The sequence below is a fragment of the Sphingomonas kyeonggiensis genome (assembly GCF_014196745.1).
Classification (GTDB): Bacteria; Pseudomonadota; Alphaproteobacteria; order Sphingomonadales; family Sphingomonadaceae; genus Sphingomonas; species Sphingomonas kyeonggiensis.
In genome coordinates this window covers 1877920-1895466 of sequence record NZ_JACIEH010000001.1, presented here as the reverse complement: position 1 = coordinate 1895466, position 17547 = coordinate 1877920, and the positions used below count along the sequence as shown (strand labels likewise).

General features: G+C 67.7%; 4 protein-coding genes. 2 read left to right on the top strand and 2 right to left on the bottom strand.

The features are described 5' to 3' along the window. Positions 1-64: 64 nt before the first annotated feature. Together GGR46_RS08875 and GGR46_RS08870 are read right to left on the bottom strand one after the other, a co-directional pair. Positions 65-11839, bottom strand: coding sequence for a beta strand repeat-containing protein (locus tag GGR46_RS08875; RefSeq protein ID WP_183996511.1), 11775 nt, complete (start codon positions 11837-11839; stop codon positions 65-67). A gap of 75 nt (positions 11840-11914) precedes the next feature. After that, the gene (locus GGR46_RS08870) at positions 11915-13579 is read right to left on the bottom strand and encodes a ShlB/FhaC/HecB family hemolysin secretion/activation protein (protein WP_183996509.1); all 1665 of its coding nucleotides are present in this window, start codon (positions 13577-13579) and stop codon (positions 11915-11917) included. Between the two features lie 352 nt (positions 13580-13931). Between GGR46_RS08870 and GGR46_RS08865 the strand changes: the two genes are divergently transcribed. After that, positions 13932-14894 (top strand): transglutaminase-like cysteine peptidase, encoded by a 963-nt coding sequence (locus tag GGR46_RS08865; protein WP_183996507.1) that lies wholly within the window; start codon positions 13932-13934, stop codon positions 14892-14894. Positions 14895-15177: 283 nt separating this feature from the next. Then, positions 15178-17463, top strand: coding sequence for a beta-glucosidase (locus GGR46_RS08860; RefSeq protein ID WP_183996505.1), 2286 nt, complete (start codon positions 15178-15180; stop codon positions 17461-17463). The last annotated feature ends 84 nt before the right edge of the window (positions 17464-17547 follow it).

Here is a 17547-nt window from a genome sequence, read left to right as displayed (position 1 = left end):
CAAGCCGGCGCCGTGAAGGGGCCCGGATTTCCCCGGCCCCCTTCGCTCGCGGTCTTCGCCCGGATTACTGGCCAGCCAGTTCCTCTTCCAGATCGACATTGCTGTCGTCGAGCTGGATGATGATCGCGGTGTAGCCGATCCGCAGCAGCTCGCCGAGGCGGGCGACGTTGTTGACCACCACTGCCGGGCGCTGGCCGTCCTGGCCGTTGCCCGCCGGCGCGATCAGGCCGAGCGCCAGGCCGACCGGCAGCTGGATCTCGCCATTGGCGGCGACGGTGCCGCCCGCGGGAACCACGAACCGATCGATGATGATCTGGCGGGCCTCGGTGGTGCCGCTGCCGATGATCGGCTGGTCGTTCACGATCAGCGTGCCGGTGTTGTTGGTGTGGATCTCGCTGAACACGCCGGTGACCGTGCCGCTGGGCGCGGTGATCGTGACGACATTGCCGTTCACCACCACGCTGATCGGGCGGATCGAGGTGAGGGTGATCGTCGATGGGCTGGTATAGCTGCCGGTGAGGTTGCCGTTGGTCTGGACGGTGACGCCGCCGGCGGCGGTCACGGTCGCGCCGATCGTACCGATCTGCGAGAGGATCGAGACGGTGCTGCCGCCGGTCACCGCCGAGGTGACCGCGCCGCTGGTGGTGGTCAGGCTCACCGAGCCGGCCGAGACGATCGGGCCGGTGATCGCGCCGCCGCTGTTCACTGCGACATTGCCCTGCGCGTTGATCGTGCGGCTGACGTTGCCGCCATAGCCGAGATTGACCGGGCCGCCGGCGATGAGCGAGCCGCTGCCCGAGCCGCCCGCGACGATCGTCACCGAACCGCCGGCGCGGATCGAGCCGCTCTCATTGCCTGCCACCTGGGCGTTGACGTTGCCCAGCGTGTCGAGCGTGTCGGCGGTGAACAGCTGCGAGCCGCTCAGTACCGACGTGTAGTTGCCCGCGAGCTTGACCGTCGCAGCCGAGAAGTTGCGGCCGGTAACGCTCAGCGCGCCGAGGCGGATCGAATCCGTACCGGCATTGCCCAGGCTCACGTCGCCGCTGTTCGCCGTCAGGCCGTTGCCGGCGGTGAAGGTGACGTTCTGCTGCGCGTTGGTGGTGCCGACCAGGGCCGGGACGATCGAGATCGCGCCGCCTGCGCCGCCGGGCAGGCTGGTGTTGAACACCGTGCTGCCCTGGGTCAGCCGCACCGTTGCGCCCGCGCCGCCGGTGAAGCCCAGGCTGTTGGCCGCATAGGTCGCGCCGTTCAGCACCGTCGTGCCGGCATTGACCGAAGTCGCCCCGAGGCGGCGGACCGCGCCGCTGTCGCCCAGCGCCACCGATCCGGTGCCCGCATTGAGCGCCAGGCTCTGGCTGCCGGCCACCGCGGCATCGACCGCGCCGAGCGAGATCGCGCCGTTGCCGCTGGTCACGCTGGTATTGCCGGCCAGGCTGGTGGCGCCGCTGATGGTGAAGGCGCCGCCGCCGGTGGTGTAGGCGCCGTTCAGGCTGGTCGCGCCGGTGTAGCTCTGGGCCCCACTGGTCGAGACGCCGAGCGTAGCGATGTTTGCGCCGGTCACCGAAAGGCTGGCCACCGACACCGCTCCGAGCGAAACGGATCCCGTACCGCTGTTGACGCCCAAGCTTGCGTTGCCGCCGACTGCGCCGAGGCTGACACTACCGCCGCTGGTCACCACCGAAGTCGCGCCGGCCGGCGTGGCGCTGCCGTTCACGACGAAGCTGCCGGCCGTGTAACCCCCGTTCAGCACGGTCGCACCGGTGTAGTTCTGGGCGCCGCTGGTCGAGACGCCGGCGGTGATGATCGCGGCGCCGGTGGCGGTGAGCGAGGCCAGGCCCGAAACGGTGCCGAGGGTCACGGTGCCGGTACCAGCATCGACGGCAAGAGCGTTCGGGCCGGCGATCGTGCCCAGCACGGCGTTGCCGCCCCCGGTAGTGATCGCCGTGGTCCCTGCGAGCGTCGCCGCGCCGTTTACGGTGAAGCTGCCCGCCGTGGCATAGTTGCCGCTCAGGCTGGTCGCGCCGGTATAGCTCTGCGCGCCGACGGTGGTGGCGCCGGCCGTGGCGATGTTCGCGCCGGTGACCGACAGCGAGGCGATGCCGCCGACCGCACCGAGCGTGACGTTACCGGTGCCGGCGCCGATGGTCAGGTCGCCAACGCCGCCGACCGTGCCGAGGCTGGCATTGCCGCCCGTGGTCGAGACCGTCACGGCGTTCACCGTGGTCGCCGCGCCGGTGACGGTGAAGTCGCCGCCAGCGGTGCTGTACGCGCCGTTGAGGCTGGTCGCGCCATTGTAGAGCTGCGCGCCGGTGCTGGCGACACCCGAGGTGGTGATCGTGGCGCCAGTGGCGGTGAGCGAGGCCAGATCCGAAGCGGCGCCGAGCGAGATGCTCCCGGCGGTTACGGTCAGCGCATTGCCGCCGCCCGTCACGGTGCCGAACGCGGCGCTGCCGCCGGCCGTGACCGTCGTGGTGCCGCCGAGCGTGGTGGCGCCGGCGCTGAAGCTGGCGGCGTCATAGACGCCGTTCAGCGTGGTCGAGCCGGTATAGCTCTGCGCGCCACTGGTCGAGGCGCCGGCAGTGGTGATCGAAGCGCCGGTCGCCGAAAGTGAAGTAAGGCCGTTGACCGCACCGAGCGTGAGGTTGCCCGCCGCCTCGATCGCGAGCGCCTGGGCACCGGTGATCGTGCCGAAGTTGACATTGCCGCCGGCCAGAACGCTGGTGTCCTCGGCTAGGTCGGCGGCGCCGTTGACGGTGATGTCACCGCCCGCGGTGTGCTCCCCGGCCAGGCTGATGCTGCCATTGTAGCTCTGCGATCCGCTGGTCACCGCGCCGTAATTGTTCACGACCCGGCCGGTGAGCGAGAGATCGGTCACGCCGGTCACCGAGCGGACCAGGACGGTGCCGTCGCTGCCCGCATTGACGGAGAAGCCGGTGCCGCCATTGCCGATGACCGAACCCAGCGCAACCGCGCCATCCGCGACGGTGATCGCAGTCGAGCCGCTCAGGATCGTGTCGCCGAGCACCGTGACGCCGATGCCGGTATAGGCGCCGTTCATGATGGTCTGCTGGCCGATATAGATCTGATCCGCCGTGGTCGATGCGCCGGCGGTGGTGATCCTCGTCCCGGTGACGGTGAGCGCTGCGATCCCGTTGACCGGGCCGAGCGTCACATTGCCGGTGCCGGCATTGGCGAGCAGGCTGCCGTTCGGACCGATGACGGTGCGGAGGCTGATATCGCCGCCCTGCGTCGCGACATTGGCGCCGCCGCCGGCGGCGACGGTCGAGGTGCCGGTGACGCTGAAGGCGCCGCCATTGGTGTTGTAGTTGCCGCGCAGGAGCGTCGCGCCGGTATAGCTCTGCGTGCCCGTGGTGTTGGCGCCATTGGTGAGGATGCCGCGCCCGGTCACGGATAGCGCGGTGAGACCGTTCACCGCGCCCAGCGTGACGTTGCCGGTGCCGGTGTTGACCGTAAGCGCCCGCGCGCCGTTGACGACGCCGAAGGTCGCATTGCCGCCCGAAGTGGTGACGCTGCTATCCCCGGCCAGCATGGTCGTGCCGGTGACGGTGAAGGTGCCGCCGGCATTGTAGCTGCCGTTGAGCCGGGCGGTGCCGGTATAGCTCTGGGCGCCGGTGCTGCCGACGCCCGCCGTCGCGATGCTGGCGCCGCTGGCAGCCAGCGAGCCGAGGCCCGTCGCGGTGCCCAGGGTGATGCTGCCGAAGCCGGCGGTGGTGGTCAGCGCGTTGCCCGCGCCGGAGATCGTGCCGAAGCCGATATTGCCGCCAAGGGTGCTGACTGCGGTCGCCCCGGCGAGCGTCGCCGCGCCGTTGACGGTGAAGCCCGCATTGTTGGTCGAATAGTTGCCGGCAAGCGAGGTCGCGCCGTTGTAGCTCTGGGCGCCGCTGCTGGCGACGCCGGAGGTGGCGATGGTCGCACCGGTCGCGGTGAGCGAGGCGACGCCCGAGACAGCGCCCAGCGTCACACCGCCGGTTCCGCCATTGACGGTGAGGGCGTTGCTGTTGCCGGTGACCGTGCCGAGCGTTGCCGCGCCACCGCCGGTGACGATGCTGGTCGCGCCGGTGAGCGTCGAGGCGCCCTGCACGGTCAGGCTGCCGCCATTGGTGCTGTAGTTGCCGCCGAGCGCGGTCGCGCCCGCATAGCTCTGGTTGCCGCTGGTGGCGACGCCCGCGGTCGAGATGCTCGAACCGATCGCAGAGAGGCTTGTCAGGCCGTTCACCGCGCCGCCGAACGAGACCGTGCCGGTGCCGGCATTCACTGCCAGGGCGTTGCCACCGCTGACCGCGCCGAAGCTGGCATTGCCCCCGTTCGTGGCCACGTTCGTGGCTCCCGAAACGCTGGCCGTGCCGTTGACCGTGAAATTGCCGCCGGCACTATAGGTGCCGTTGAGGCTGGTTGCGCCGTTATAGGTCTGCGCGCCGGTGCTGGTGACGCCCACGGTGGTGATGGTCGCGCCGGTGGCGGTGAAGCTACTGATGCCGGTGGCGTTGCCAAGCGTCACATTGCCCGTACCTGCATTCACGGTGAAGGCGCTGGAGAAGCCGAAGCTGGCGAAATTGCCGAAGCTGATATTGCCGCCCGTAGTGGTGACCGACATGGCCGAGCCGAGCATCGAAGTGCCGGTGACGGTAAAGGCGCCACCATTGGTGATGTAGGTGCCGGCGAGCGTGGACGAGCCGTTGAGGGTGAAGGCACCGCCATTGGTCGTGTAGGTGCCGGAGAACACCCCGCCGCCATTATAGGTCTGCGCACCATTGCTGGTGACGCCCGAGGTGTAGATCGTTCCACCGGTGCCGGTGAGCGTGCCGACGTTCGACACGCCGAGGAAGCTCAGCCGGCCGCCATGGGCGTTCGCGATCAGGGGGTAGCCGTTGCCGGTGATCGCGCCGAAGCCCACGTTGAAGCCGGTATCGCTGACATTGCCGTTGACGGTGAGATCGGCGGTCAGCTGGGTGGTGCCGCCGAAGGTCAGGCTGTTGCCCGCGGTGAAGCTGCCCCCCGCCGAGATCAGGCTGCCGCTATAGAGCTGCGCACCACTGGTCGAGGCGCCAACGGTCGCGATGCTGCTGCCATAGGCCGACAGGCTGGCGAGGCCGGTGGCGAGGCCGATCGTGATATTGCCGCTCCCCGAGGCGAGCGTGAGATCATTCGCTCCGGTGACCGTGCCCAGCACGATATTGGCGGCGCCGTTGCTCGTGTTGACCTGGGTGGCGCCCGCAAGCGTCGTCGCGCCGTTGACGGTGAAGGCTCCGCTCGCGCGGTAGGTGCCGTTCAGTGTCGTCGCGCCGGTATAGCTCTGCGCGCCATTGGTGGTGGCGCCGGCGGTGGCGATCGACGTACCGGTGGCGGAAAGCGAGGCGAGGCCGGTCACGGCGCCGAGCGAGACATTGCCCGCACCGGCATTGACGCTCAGCGCGCCCGTGCCACCGATCGCGCCCAGTGTCGCATTGCCGCCGCTGGTGGTCACGGTGGTGCTGCCATTCAGCGTGGTCGCGCCGTTCACGGCGAAGCTGGCGGCGTTGTAGGTGCCGCTCAGCGCAGTATTGCCGGTATAGCTCTGCGCACCGCTGGTGGTGACGCCGGCGGTGAGGATGCTGTTGCCGGTGGCGACCAGGCTGGCGAGGTTCGCCTGGCCGATCGAGACCGAGCTGGTGGCGTCCAGCGTCAGGCCATAAGTGGAGGTGATCGCGCCGATCGAGATGCTGTCGGCGACGAGGCTGGTGTCGCCGGTCAGGACCGGGCCGACCGCGAAGCTGAGTGTGCCGGTGGCGGTCACGTCGGTGCCGATATTGGTGCCGGCCGCGCCCGCGCCGAAGCTCAGGTCGTTGACCGTGATCGGGCCGGCGATGTCGAGCACGCGCAGTGCGTCGAGCGTGACGCTCTCGTTATAGGTGCCGCCCGCGATATGGACGGTGCCGCCCGCGACGACCGCGTCCAGGCCGCCCTGCAGGTCGAGCAGGGTGCGCTGGCTGCCCTGCGCGCCGGCCACGCCGGTGGTGTCGACATAGGCGCGGGTGCGGTTCGCGGCGCTGTAGCCCTGGTTGTAGACGGCCATGCCGCCATTCGCGACGGACAAGGCTAGCAGGCGGGCCTGTTCCGCGAGCGGAGTGTTCGGGCCCAGGGCGCCGTTCGACGCGTCCGTCGAGGTGCCGTTCCAGACGCCGTTCAGATAGGCGATGATGCCCCATTCGTTGCCGAATGCACCTTCGCTGTTGCCGGCGATGTTGAGGTTCGAGCCGTCGGTATACTGGACCGAGATGGCCGACTTGGTGTTGTCGATCAGGTTGCTGGTCAGCGACGCATTCGCGTTGCGGCCATCGATCAGGATGCCGTTGCGGACGTCGTGGATGTTGTTGCCGGTGACGGTGACGTTGTCCGCGCCATTGGCGATCACGATGCCGCGAGTGGTCGTCGGCCAGGCATAGGTGACATAGCTCTGGTCGGCCGGGCCGAAGATCTCGAAGCCCGAGACGGTGACGCCGTCGGCATCGATCACGATGCCGTTGCTGCCGTTGGAGCGGGCGTCGATCTTCGCGCCGGCGGCGCCGATCAGCGACACGCCGTTGGTGCTGATCGTGGTGTTCGCGCCATAGGTGCCGGCGGCGACATTGATCGTGCCGCCGATGCGCACGTCGCGTGCCGCCGCGCTGATCGTCAGCCCGGGTACGACGGTGAAGATGTTGCTGAAGCCGGTGCCGGTATAGTTCTCGAGCGAGGTGCTGTAGCCGAAGCCGAGGCTGAGCCCGAACGTCGTCGCATCCTGGAGCGTGGTGCGGAAATAGGTGAACTGCCCGCCATTGGCGCGGTGGGCGGTGTTGCGGACCGCATAGCCATAGCCGGTGAGGTTGAGCTGGCCGAAGCCTTGGCTGGTCGATTCCAGCTGCGCGAACAGCCCGTTGAATTCCTCGAAGTTGTTCGCGGAAGCGTCGATGTTGATGTTGGTGGTCTGGCCGTCATAGCCGCCGGCGCGGTTGGTCTGGTAGAGCGCGACGCCGCCCCAGTTGTTGCCGAGCGTATGGACGCCGGTCAGCGTGACGTTCGCGCTGTCGGTGATCTGGACGCCGGCGCCTTCGGTGTTCTGGCCGTCGGCGGTGAAGTTGGTGACGGTGACGCCCACGGCGCCGTTGATGTCGAGCTCGGCACGGCGCGAGCCCTTCACCGTCACGTCGCTGATCGTGACGTTGCTGATGCGCTGCGACGGCGCGTAGTTGATCGGGTTGGGCTGGACCTTGATGCCGTAATTGCCGCCCGAGAGCTGGCTGCCGAGCAGGGTGAAATTGCTGAGCGTGGTGTCGTCGGCGTAGACGCCGATCGTGCCGAGACCGCCGCCATCGTCGACGGTGCGGCCGTCGAGGATCGTGCCGGCCTGCGACTGGCCGACCAGCGCGATGCTGCGATCGATCTTGAGCTGCGAGCCGAGCACATAGGTGCCGTCGAGGATCCGCACCGTGTCGCCGTTCTGGGCGCGGGCGATCGACGCGTCGATCGTGCTGGTGATGCGGATGTCGGGATCGCCGCCCGCCGTGATCGTGGCGCGGGCATTGGTCGAGCTGCCCTCATAGGCGAGCACGCCGCCGCGCAGGAAGCTGTTGCCGTTGTTGCGGAACACGTCGTCCCAGGCGAAGGTGCTGCTCAGCAGGCCGACGGTGCGGACGGGGATGTCGACGTCGAAGCTGTTGCCGGTCACCGTCACCGCACCGGCATAGAGCTGCTGCCACGGCGTGTTGGGCATATAGCCCTGGATCTGGAAACCGCGCATGCCGGTGAGGCTGCTGGTCAGGCTGTTGTTCGCGAAGATCCGGTTCGAGGCGTCGGTGGTGCGGCCCGCGCCGCCGGCGACGACGACCATCGCGCTGGCATAGGTGCCGCCGTAGAACTTGTTGCCGGTGATCGTGAAGCTCTCGAGCCGGGTGCGCGAGGGATCGTTGAAGTCGTCGATATAGAGGTTGGCGGCGGTCTGGTTGCCGCGGTTGTCGATCACCGAGTTGCGCAGGGTGAAGGCGTTGCCGATCACCTCGACGGTCTTGTTGTCGCCTGCCGCGGCGGGCTTGAAGCCCAGGCCCTCGATGGTGACGCCGTTGCCCGAGATGAAGTGCTGCGCGCCGAAGCCCGCCTGGTAGCGCGACGTGACGAAGGCGGCGACATCGTCCGCATCGGTGATCGCATTGCCGGCGGCATCGACGCCGCGCAGGGTGATGTTGTCCTTGTAGAGGTACAAGCCGAAGCTCTGGCCGCCGGCATCGCCATAATAGCCGACGCCGCTCACGCCCTCGAGATAGTCGCCGGGACGGATGGTGACGACCGCGCCCGGTGCGGCCTCGTTGACTGCGGCCTGAATGTTGCGGCTGAAGCTGTGATAGCCGGTCGCCGAGCTGTTCGACCATGCGCCGGCGCCGATCAGCGTGTTGGCGGCGAGCAGGTCGGCGAAGCTGGCGGTGCCCATTGCCGCGTCGCTGACATAGAGACCATTGGCGGTGTAGGCGACGCCGGCCATGTCGAAGGCGTTGCCGACGATCGTCGCACCCGCGCCGCGCACGCGCAGCATCGCGCCGAAGCCGCCAGTGGTAGTGGCGAAGCTGTTGCCGGTGATGGTCGAGCCGGCGGAGTCGATGGTCACGCCGGTGTTGAGGCCGGAATCGCCGTTCACCACATTGTTGGTGAAGCTGATCCCGCCGCCCACGCCGCCGCCGCCGAGCGCGACGAGCTGGCGCGAGACGTTGGGCACGGTGAACTGGTCGCCGGTCGCCGGCGCGGCGCCGACATAGGTCTTGCCGCCGATGATGTTGCCGTCGACGACCAGCCCGGTGATCGCGTAGCCCCATTCGGAGACCAGGCCGAGATCGCCCGCGGCAAGGATGCGGTTATTGGTGATCCGCGAGCCGGTGTTGGTCTGCTGGAGATAGACCGCGGCGGTTTCGCTGCCCGGATTGCCGTTCTCGATGCCGTTGATCGTGAAGCCGCTGAGCGTGGTATTGCTTGAGCCCGCGGCCAGCGTCACCGTGCCGAGCGCGCCGACGCCGGAGATGCCGGTGATCGTCGTCAGGTCGCGGCCCGCGCCGGTCAGGCTGATGCCCGACTTGTTGATCAGGACGTTCTCGACATAGGTGCCGGCACCGACATTGATCGTCGCATTGGCGCGGGCATCGCGCACCGCGGCGCCGATGCCGAGGCCGGAGACCACGGTGAAGGCGTTTGTGCCGGCGCTGCCGTTCCAGCCTTCGATCGAGCTGCTGGTCGGCGTGCCGAGCGACAGGGCATAGCCGGTCGCGTCGCTCAGGCTGGTGCGGAAGAAGGTGAACTGGCTGCCGTCCGCGCGGAAGGCGGTGTTGCGGACGATATGGTCATAGCCGGCGATGTTCAGCGTGCCCGGATCGTTGATCGCCGAGCTGTCCTGCAGATACAGGCCGTTCGATTCCGAGAAGGCGTTGTTGCCCTCGATCGTGATGCCGGTGAGCTGCTGGTTGCTGCCGGTCGCGCCGTTCGCCTGGTAGAGCGCCAGGCCGCCCCAGGCATTGCCCGAGGTGCTGCTGTTCTTCACCAGCACATTGGCGCTGTCGGTGATCGCGATGCCGTTGCCGGCGAGCGCACCGGTGACGTTGACGTTGTCGATCGTCGCGCCGATCACCGAATTCAGGTCGAGCCCGGTCTTGCGCGAGCCGCTGATCGTGACGTTGCGGATCGCGAAATCGTCGATGCGCGCATTGCCGTTGGCGTCGCCCGCGCCGACCTCGACCTTGAGGCCATAGGTCGAGGTGGAGACGGCGCTGGGGGCGAGCAGGGTGAAGTCGCCCAGCGTCACATTGTCGGCATGGACGCGCATGCCGTAGACGCCCAGGCCCGAGGCATTGAAGATCGTGCCGGCCTCGCTAGCGCCGAGCAGCGTCAGGCTCTTCTGGATGAACAGCGTGTTGGAGAGGTTGTAGGTGCCGTCCGCGACATGGACGGTGCCGCCGGTGACCACGGCGTTGACGCCGGCCTGGACGCTGGCGAGCGTACCGAGCGGGCTGCCCTGGTTGCTGTCGCTGCCCGCGGTCGAGACATAGGCGGCGGTGCGGTTCGACGCCGACCAGCCTTGGTTCTGCACTTCCATGCCGCCATTGGCGGCGCGCAGCGCGAGCAGGCGCTGCTGCTCGGCGAGCGGCGTGTTGGCGCCGAGCGAACCCGCCGAAGTCAGGATCGTGACGCCGTCGCCCTGCAGGATGCCGTTCAGGTAGAGGTTGATGCCCCACTCATTGCCGTACTGGCCCTGGGTGTTGCCCGTCATGGTGACGTTCGAGCCGTCGGTATACTGGACCGAGATGGCCGACTTGGTGTTGTCGATCCTGTTGTCGAGCAGATAGGTGTTCACGTTCCGCCCGTCGACGATGATGCCGGTGCGGATGTCGTGGATGTTGTTGTTCAGCAGCTGGACGTTGTCGGCATAGCGATTGACGAAGATGCCGCGCGAATAGGTGCTGCCCCAGTTGAAGCTGGTATAGGCGCTGGTCGCCGGGCCCGAGATTTCGAGGTTCTGGATCCTCACCCAGTCACCCCAGATGTCGATCGCGTTCTCGATTCCGCTGGTCCAGCCAATCTTCGCGACACCCATTCCGTCGATCGTCACGTTATCGGCGTCGATGCGCACGCCCGAGCCGTAGGTGCCCGCGCCGAGGCTGATCGTGGTGCCGAAAGCGGTCGTGCCGATCACGCCCAGGGCGTCGTTGATGAAATTGCCCTGGCCGCGCGTGTCGCTGCCGTTGTTCGAGAGGTTGAGCTTCAGCGCGGTGGCCGTGCTGATCTTGCCGGTGCCGTAGATGTGCGGCGCAGTGATGTTGACCGTGCCCGAGGCACCGCTGAGGTTACCCGAGATGTTCACGCCCTGATCCGAACTGATCAGGATATTTCGGCTGACGCTGGCGCGATCGTTCGCAGCCACGGTGCCGCGCAGGTTCGCACTGCCGCCCACCGCCTCGAGCACGATGGTGCCGTTGTCGATCGTGACGGAATCGACGCTGAGCGTGCCGGTGTTGATCAGGTTGTCGACCGCGGCGCCGGCGCTCTTTGCCGACATCTGGATGCGGCCGCCTTCGGCGAAGATCTGGCCATTGTTCTCGACCAGCGCGCTGCTCGCCGGCACGCCGATGCTGAGCAGGCCGTCACCGGCCAGATCGAGCGTGAAGGCAGTGCCGCCGCCCAGCTGGACGCGGCCCGCACGCGCGGTGATCACGCCGCTGTTTCGCACCGTCGGCGCGACGAAGGCGGCAAGGCCCAGGCTGCCGGCGCTGATGTTGATGTTGCCGTTGACGACGATCGAGCCGGTGGTGGCGCCGGTAATCTCCATATTGCCGCCGGCGGTGAAGGCCGCCTGGTCAATGTCGCCGGTCGAGGCGATGAGGCTGCCGACATTGACGTTGGCGGTGCCGGAGAACAGCACGCCGTTCGGATTGAGGATCGCGATCCGCCCGTTCGCATTGAGCTGGCCGGCGATCTCCGACGGCGCGGCGCCGCTGACCACGCGGTTGACCGCGATCGAAGTGGTGGACGGCTGGACGAAGGTGACGCTCGCGCCCGATCCGATGTCGAAGCTGTTCCAGTTGATCACCGCACGATCGGTACCCTGGTTGATCGTCATGCTGGTGGGGGTGGGGGTACCGATCGTCGCCGAGCCGGCGACCACGTCACCGCCGGTCGGCAGCGCGGTCGAGGCGAGCTGGGCGCGGGCGGGGTTGGCGAGCATGATCGCCGCGAGGCCTGCGGAAAGCAGCAGCGTCGATCGCTTCAGACGACGACGGGTGCCCTTGCTTGAGGCAATGGCGGCCTTGGCACTGTGCAGCTTGCTCATATCCCTGATCCCCATTTGGCCGTTCGGGGTGGCCAGCCCGCATTTCTCAAGAACGAACGCGATCGACCGGATCGATCAGAACGACATGCCCACCGAGAAGAAGACCCGGCCGTCCTTGTCGCCGCGCGAAGCGACGGGCCGGTTGATCGGCTTGGCGAATTCCACCGAGCCGTTGATGCCTGCGCGCAGCCCTAGGCGGAGGCCGAAGCCGGCAGATTCGAGCGAGGCGCGGAGCGGCTCGCCCGGCAGCGGATCGTTCTGGGCGACCCTGCCGGCCTCGTAGAAGCCGTAGGGCTGGACCGTGCCGCCCTGAAAATTGCCTGCGTAGAAGACCTCCACCCGCCCGGCGACGCCCTTGTCGCCGGTGACCTCGGACGGATCATAGGCATGGGCGAACTGTTCGCCGCCCAGCCCGAACTCCTCGCTCGCGAGCAGGCTCTGCCCGCTATACTGCATCGCGCCGCTGGCCTGAAAATAGAGGCCGCCGCCCACGCCGTACGCGAACGACACTTCGGCGTTCACCCGGGTGAACACGCCCGAGCCGGTGGCGCGCGACTTGTCGGGGTCGCTGCGTACGGTGGCGCCCAGGAAATCGAGGCCCTGGGTGACCGAGGCACGGACGTTCAGGATCCCGCCCCAGGGCGCGGCATAGTTGCCGAACAGCTCGCCCTGCACGGTGCGGGTGGAATCGTCGAAGATCGGATCGATGACGACGTTACGCGAGCTGCTGTCGCGGCCGGTGAGCACCAGCCGGCCGAACAGGTTCGCCTCGCGGCTGCGCACGAACGGATAACGCGCGGCGATGCCATAGGTGGCGCTGCGGCCGTGCAGGTCGAGCAGGCGCAGCTCGTCACCCGGATGCGTCGCGGCATAGCTGCCGAACACCGTCAGGCGCAGGCCCGAATTGCCGACCGGCTGGTCCCAGGTCGCCGAGAGGAAGCCCAGCTCCTTATGGATCGGCGCACTCACCGCGGTGATCGAGATGCGCTCGCCGGCGCCGAGCATGTCGTTGAACGACAGCCCGCCATAGACCTGGACCGGACCGAGCCAGCGCGAGCCGCGATTGTCGATTGCGACAAAGCCTTCGATCCCCTTGCGTTCCACCGCCAGCGTGAGGTCGGCGGCGCCGACTTCGCTGGGGGAGGGGGTGAGCACCGCGCGGGCATCGACACCCTGCAGGTCGCGGGCGAGCAGCAGCGCGCGAGTCAGTGCCGCGCCGGAGGTGGGCCGTTCGGCCGCGACACCGGCCAGATAGCCGCGCAGATAGGGTTCATAGCCGCCGGCATCGCCCTCGATCTTCGTGGCGCCGATATGGCCCTCGACCACCTGCAGCGTCAGCACGCCGCCATCGATACGCTGCGGGCCGACCACGGCGCGCGAAAGGACGAAGCCGCGGCGACGATATTCGGCGGTCACCGCCTCGGCGAGCTTGAACACGTCGGCCAGCGGCATGTCGCGGTTGAGATAGGGGGCGGCGATCGCGTTGAGCGCGTCGATCGGCACCGCCGTCACGCCTTCGAAGCGGACTTCGCTCAGCCTGACCTGGATCGCGGATTCCGGCGCGCCCTGCTGGCGGGGCAGCTCGGGCACATCGACCGAGCGGGCATCGGGTGTCTTGTCTGCCGGGCGGAGACGCTCGTCGATGCGTCCCGGATTCACGGTCTGCTGGGCGTGTGCCGCCTGGAACGGCACGATTGCCGCGGCGGCAAAAACAAACAGCCAGCAACGCTTGGATTTCATAGCCCGGGTCCCCCTCCCAGTGACATGTAACCGATCGAGATGTGCCCGAATCGGTTGCAAGCGAGTCGGCTCTTACAATGGGTGGGGCGGACTCAGGAAGACGGACTCGGCGTTAACTATCGAGTATTTGCAATAATGCGTTGATCCATAACGGGACTATTATATTGTTTCCAGATTGTTTCTATTACGACTCTCGGTAATCGACAAAATCATTGGGGTCAGTACCGGGTTAAACCAATCGGTAACCATAAATACTAACCATATTCAGTGACTTATACTTAGCTTCTTGTTAGCCCGGCCTTAGGGGTGGGCGGCGTATCCCGGATCCTGGTTTCAACCGGGGGTTGGGGTTTTGCGTCGCGTATCTTCAACGCGGCTGGCGCTTGCCTGGGCGGCGCTGGCATCGGGGCAATCGCCGTCCGCTTTCGCGGCGGATGCGCCTGAGTCTCGGGAGCGTGCCGAGCTCGCGCTGCGCCTCGCCGATGCGCCGCGCTGGACCGACGTGCTGGCCCGCGAGGCTGCGGCGCCGGCCCGTCTTCCCCTCTATTGCAAGATGCCCGCCGACGAACTGCCGGCAGAATGCGGTGTCCAGGGCTGGCGCGCCGCCTTTGTCGGTCTGCGGCGACTGTCTGCCACCGACCAGATTGCTGGCGTCCAGGCCGTGGTCAACAAGCTCCCCTATGTCTCCGATCTCGCGAACTGGGGCATGGCCGATCGCTGGGAGACGCCCACCGAGATGTTCGCGCGGGGCGGCGACTGCGAGGACTTCGCGCTCACCAAATATTTCGCGCTGCGCGATCTCGGGCTGCCCGAGGCGACGATGCGCATCGCCGTGGTGTGGGACAACCAGGATGCCGAGCAGCATGCCGTGCTGTTCGCCGAGGCCGGCGGGAGCAGCTGGGTGCTCGACAACAAGTTCGCCGCGCCCGTGCCGGCGACCGATCTCGTGACCCGCTACCGGGTGATCTGGTCGGTCAACCGCGACGGCGCACGGCTGGCCGCTGCCGATACGAGCACAGGGGAGGGGCCGCACCTGCGTGTCGCGCGCGGGGGCAGGATGCTCGTGCTCCGCACCCGCCCGGTCCGCCGCGAGACGATCCTGCCGGCGGGCGGACCCAGGGCCGAGCTTGCAGTCGCCAGGCCGCAGCTGCCGGCGGGAATCGCGCACCTGGGCGCGGCACTGTTGCCCGTGCAGGTCGCCCCGCAGCGCGTTGGTAGCGCTTCCAAAAATCGCGAAGATGTGGTGCGGAACGAGCTGATTCTAGCCGGCGAAATTGCCGTTCGACACACTGCGGAAATGCAATTTATCTCCTGATTCCAGCTTTCTAACTGCAATCCCCATCTCGGATGTAACAAAATTGAGAACGTTCTTGAGAACGCTCTCAATTTATGCTCTAACCCTCGCATCGGAGCGTAAGACTCCACGGACATGAGGGGTGTTGGAACAGGCTGCCGCGCGCGCCACGAGGCGTCGTCGGCTTGATCTGTCGCTGAAACCGACAGCGTTGTCGGTAAAAGCTCCCCCTGGTTGGATCGGATAAACAGGCACGCCCCCGGGTGTGCACGGTGCCTTTGTGTGCGCCGAAGGGGAGAGACGAATGCTGTTCCGTTTGCGGCACGTGGCGCGTTCCATGGCGTTGCTCGCCACAACCGCGCTAGCCGGGCCGATTTCGGGTGCGCATGCGCAGGACCCGGTCGCGCCTGCCGCATCGAACGATTCCGCCGCTCGCCCCTGGGTCGATCCCAAGCTCCCGGCCGCCGCCCGTGCGGAAATGCTGCTCTCGGCGATGACGCTCGAGGAGAAGCTGGCGCTCGTCTACACGTGGTTCCCGCCGCTCGCGAAGGATCCGGCGGCGCCCACCGACATGATCCCTTCGGCCGGGCAGCAGCCGGCGATCCCGCGGCTGGGCATCCCGGCGCTGCGCGAGACCGATGCCAGCCTCGGCGTCGCCAACCAGGTCGAGCAGCGCAAGGGCGATACCGCGACTGCGCTCCCCTCGGGCCTGGCGCTCGCCGCCAGCTTCGATCCCAAGCTCGCTTATGAAAGCGGTGCGATGATCGGCGGCGAGGCGCGGGCCAAGCGCTTCAACGTCATGCTCGCCGGCGGCGTCAATCTGACCCGCGATCCCTGGGGTGGCCGCAACTTCGAGTATCTGGGCGAGGATCCGCTGCTCGCCGGCACGCTCGCGGGCGAGTCGATCAAGGGCATCCAGTCGAACCACATCATCTCGACGATCAAGCATTTCGCGCTGAACGCGCAGGAGACCGGCCGCTTCGTGATGGACGCGCGGATCGGCGAGGCGGCGTTGCGCGAAAGCGACCTGCTCGCCTTCCAGATCGCGATCGAGCGCGGCAAGCCGGGTTCGGTGATGTGCGCGTACATGTCGGTGAACGGCGACTTCGCCTGCGAGAACGCCTTCCTGCTCAACACGGTGCTCAAGCAGGACTGGGCCTATCCGGGCTTCGTCATGTCCGACTGGGGGGCGGTCCACTCGACGGTGAAGGCCGCACGCAACGGGCTAGACCAGCAATCGGGCGGCGAGCTCGACACGCACATGTTCTTCCGCGGCGACCTGAAGAAGGCGGTGGAGAGCGGTGAGCTGCCGATGGCGCGGCTCGACGACATGACCCGCCGCATCCTGAACGGCATGTTCGCCGCCGGTGTGATGGACGCGCCGGTGGTCGAGGCGCCCCAGCCGATCGACACCGCGAAGAACGCCGAAGTCGCGCAGCGCGCCGCCGAGGCGGGCATCGTGCTGCTCAAGAACGAGAAGAACCTCCTGCCGCTGGCCAAGACCGCCAAGCGCATCGTGCTGATCGGCGGCCATGCCGATATCGGCGTGCTCTCGGGCGGCGGCTCGTCGCAGGTGCGTTCTACCGGCGGCATTCCGCTCGAGATTCCCCTCAAGAACGGCCCGGCCGCGTCCTTTGTGCGCGTGACCTGGCATGCTTCCTCGCCGCTGGCGGCGATCCGTGCGCTGGCCCCCAAGGCGCGCGTCGATTTCGTGGATGGCAGCGACCCCGACGCTGCCGCCGCTGCGGCGAGGAACGCGGACCTGGCGATCGTCTGGGCCACCCAGTGGACCACCGAGGCCGAGGATCCCGAGACGATCGATCTCCAGGGCAACCAGAACGCTGTGATCGCCGCGGTCGCAGCCGCCAATCCGAAGACCGCCGTGGTGCTCAACACCGGCGGGCCGGTGCTGATGCCCTGGCTCAAGCAGGTGCCGGCGGTGCTCGCCGCCTGGTATCCGGGCCAGCGCGGCGGCGAAGCGGTGGCGCGGGTGCTGTTCGGAGAGGTCAACCCCTCGGGCCGGCTGCCGATCACCTTTCCGGCCTCGATCGACCAGGCGCCGCGGCCCGGCGTGCCCGGCTTCGAGCAGATCAAGGCCTCGCCCGATCGCGGGCAGGACGTGCGGGCGATCAAGCCCTTCGAGGTCGAGTATCGTGAGGGTTCGGACGTCGGCTATCGCTGGTATGCCCGCCAGGGCGCGCGGCCGGCTTTCCCGTTCGGCTTCGGCCTCAGCTACACGCGCTTCGACTACACCAATCTCAAGGTGGAAGGCGGCGCCGCGCTCAAGGTGAGCTTCGACGTCACCAATCGCGGCAAGCGCGAGGGTGCCGACGTGCCCCAATTCTACGTGACCCCGGCCACGGGCGCCCGCCCGCTGCGCCTCGCGGGCTTCGAGCGGGTGACGCTCAAGCCCGGCGAGACCCGCCGGATCACCCTCGTCGCCGAGCCACGCATCGTGGCGGACTACGACACCGCCCGGCCGGGCTGGCGCGTCGCGGCGGGAACCTATCGTGTCGCGATCGCGCGGGATGCCGGCCAACCGGTGCTCACGGGCGCGGCGGATTTGCAGGAGCGCCGGCTGGCGCCCTGACAGGACAGCACCGGGTGAGGCGCGCGTAGATGCGTCGGGGTGCAGAACAGTGGGAGGACGAAGGGAATGAAGGGAATATCCAGT

Bases quoted from the DNA above. Each gene is read 5' to 3' on its own strand.
- GGR46_RS08870 (WP_183996509.1), bottom strand. From the start codon at position 13,579: ATGAAATCCAAGCGTTGCTGGCTGTTTGTTTTTGCCGCCGCGGCAATC.
- GGR46_RS08875 (WP_183996511.1), bottom strand. From the start codon at position 11,839: ATGAGCAAGCTGCACAGTGCCAAGGCCGCCATTGCCTCAAGCAAGGGC.
- GGR46_RS08860 (WP_183996505.1), top strand. From the start codon at position 15,178: ATGCTGTTCCGTTTGCGGCACGTGGCGCGTTCCATGGCGTTGCTCGCC.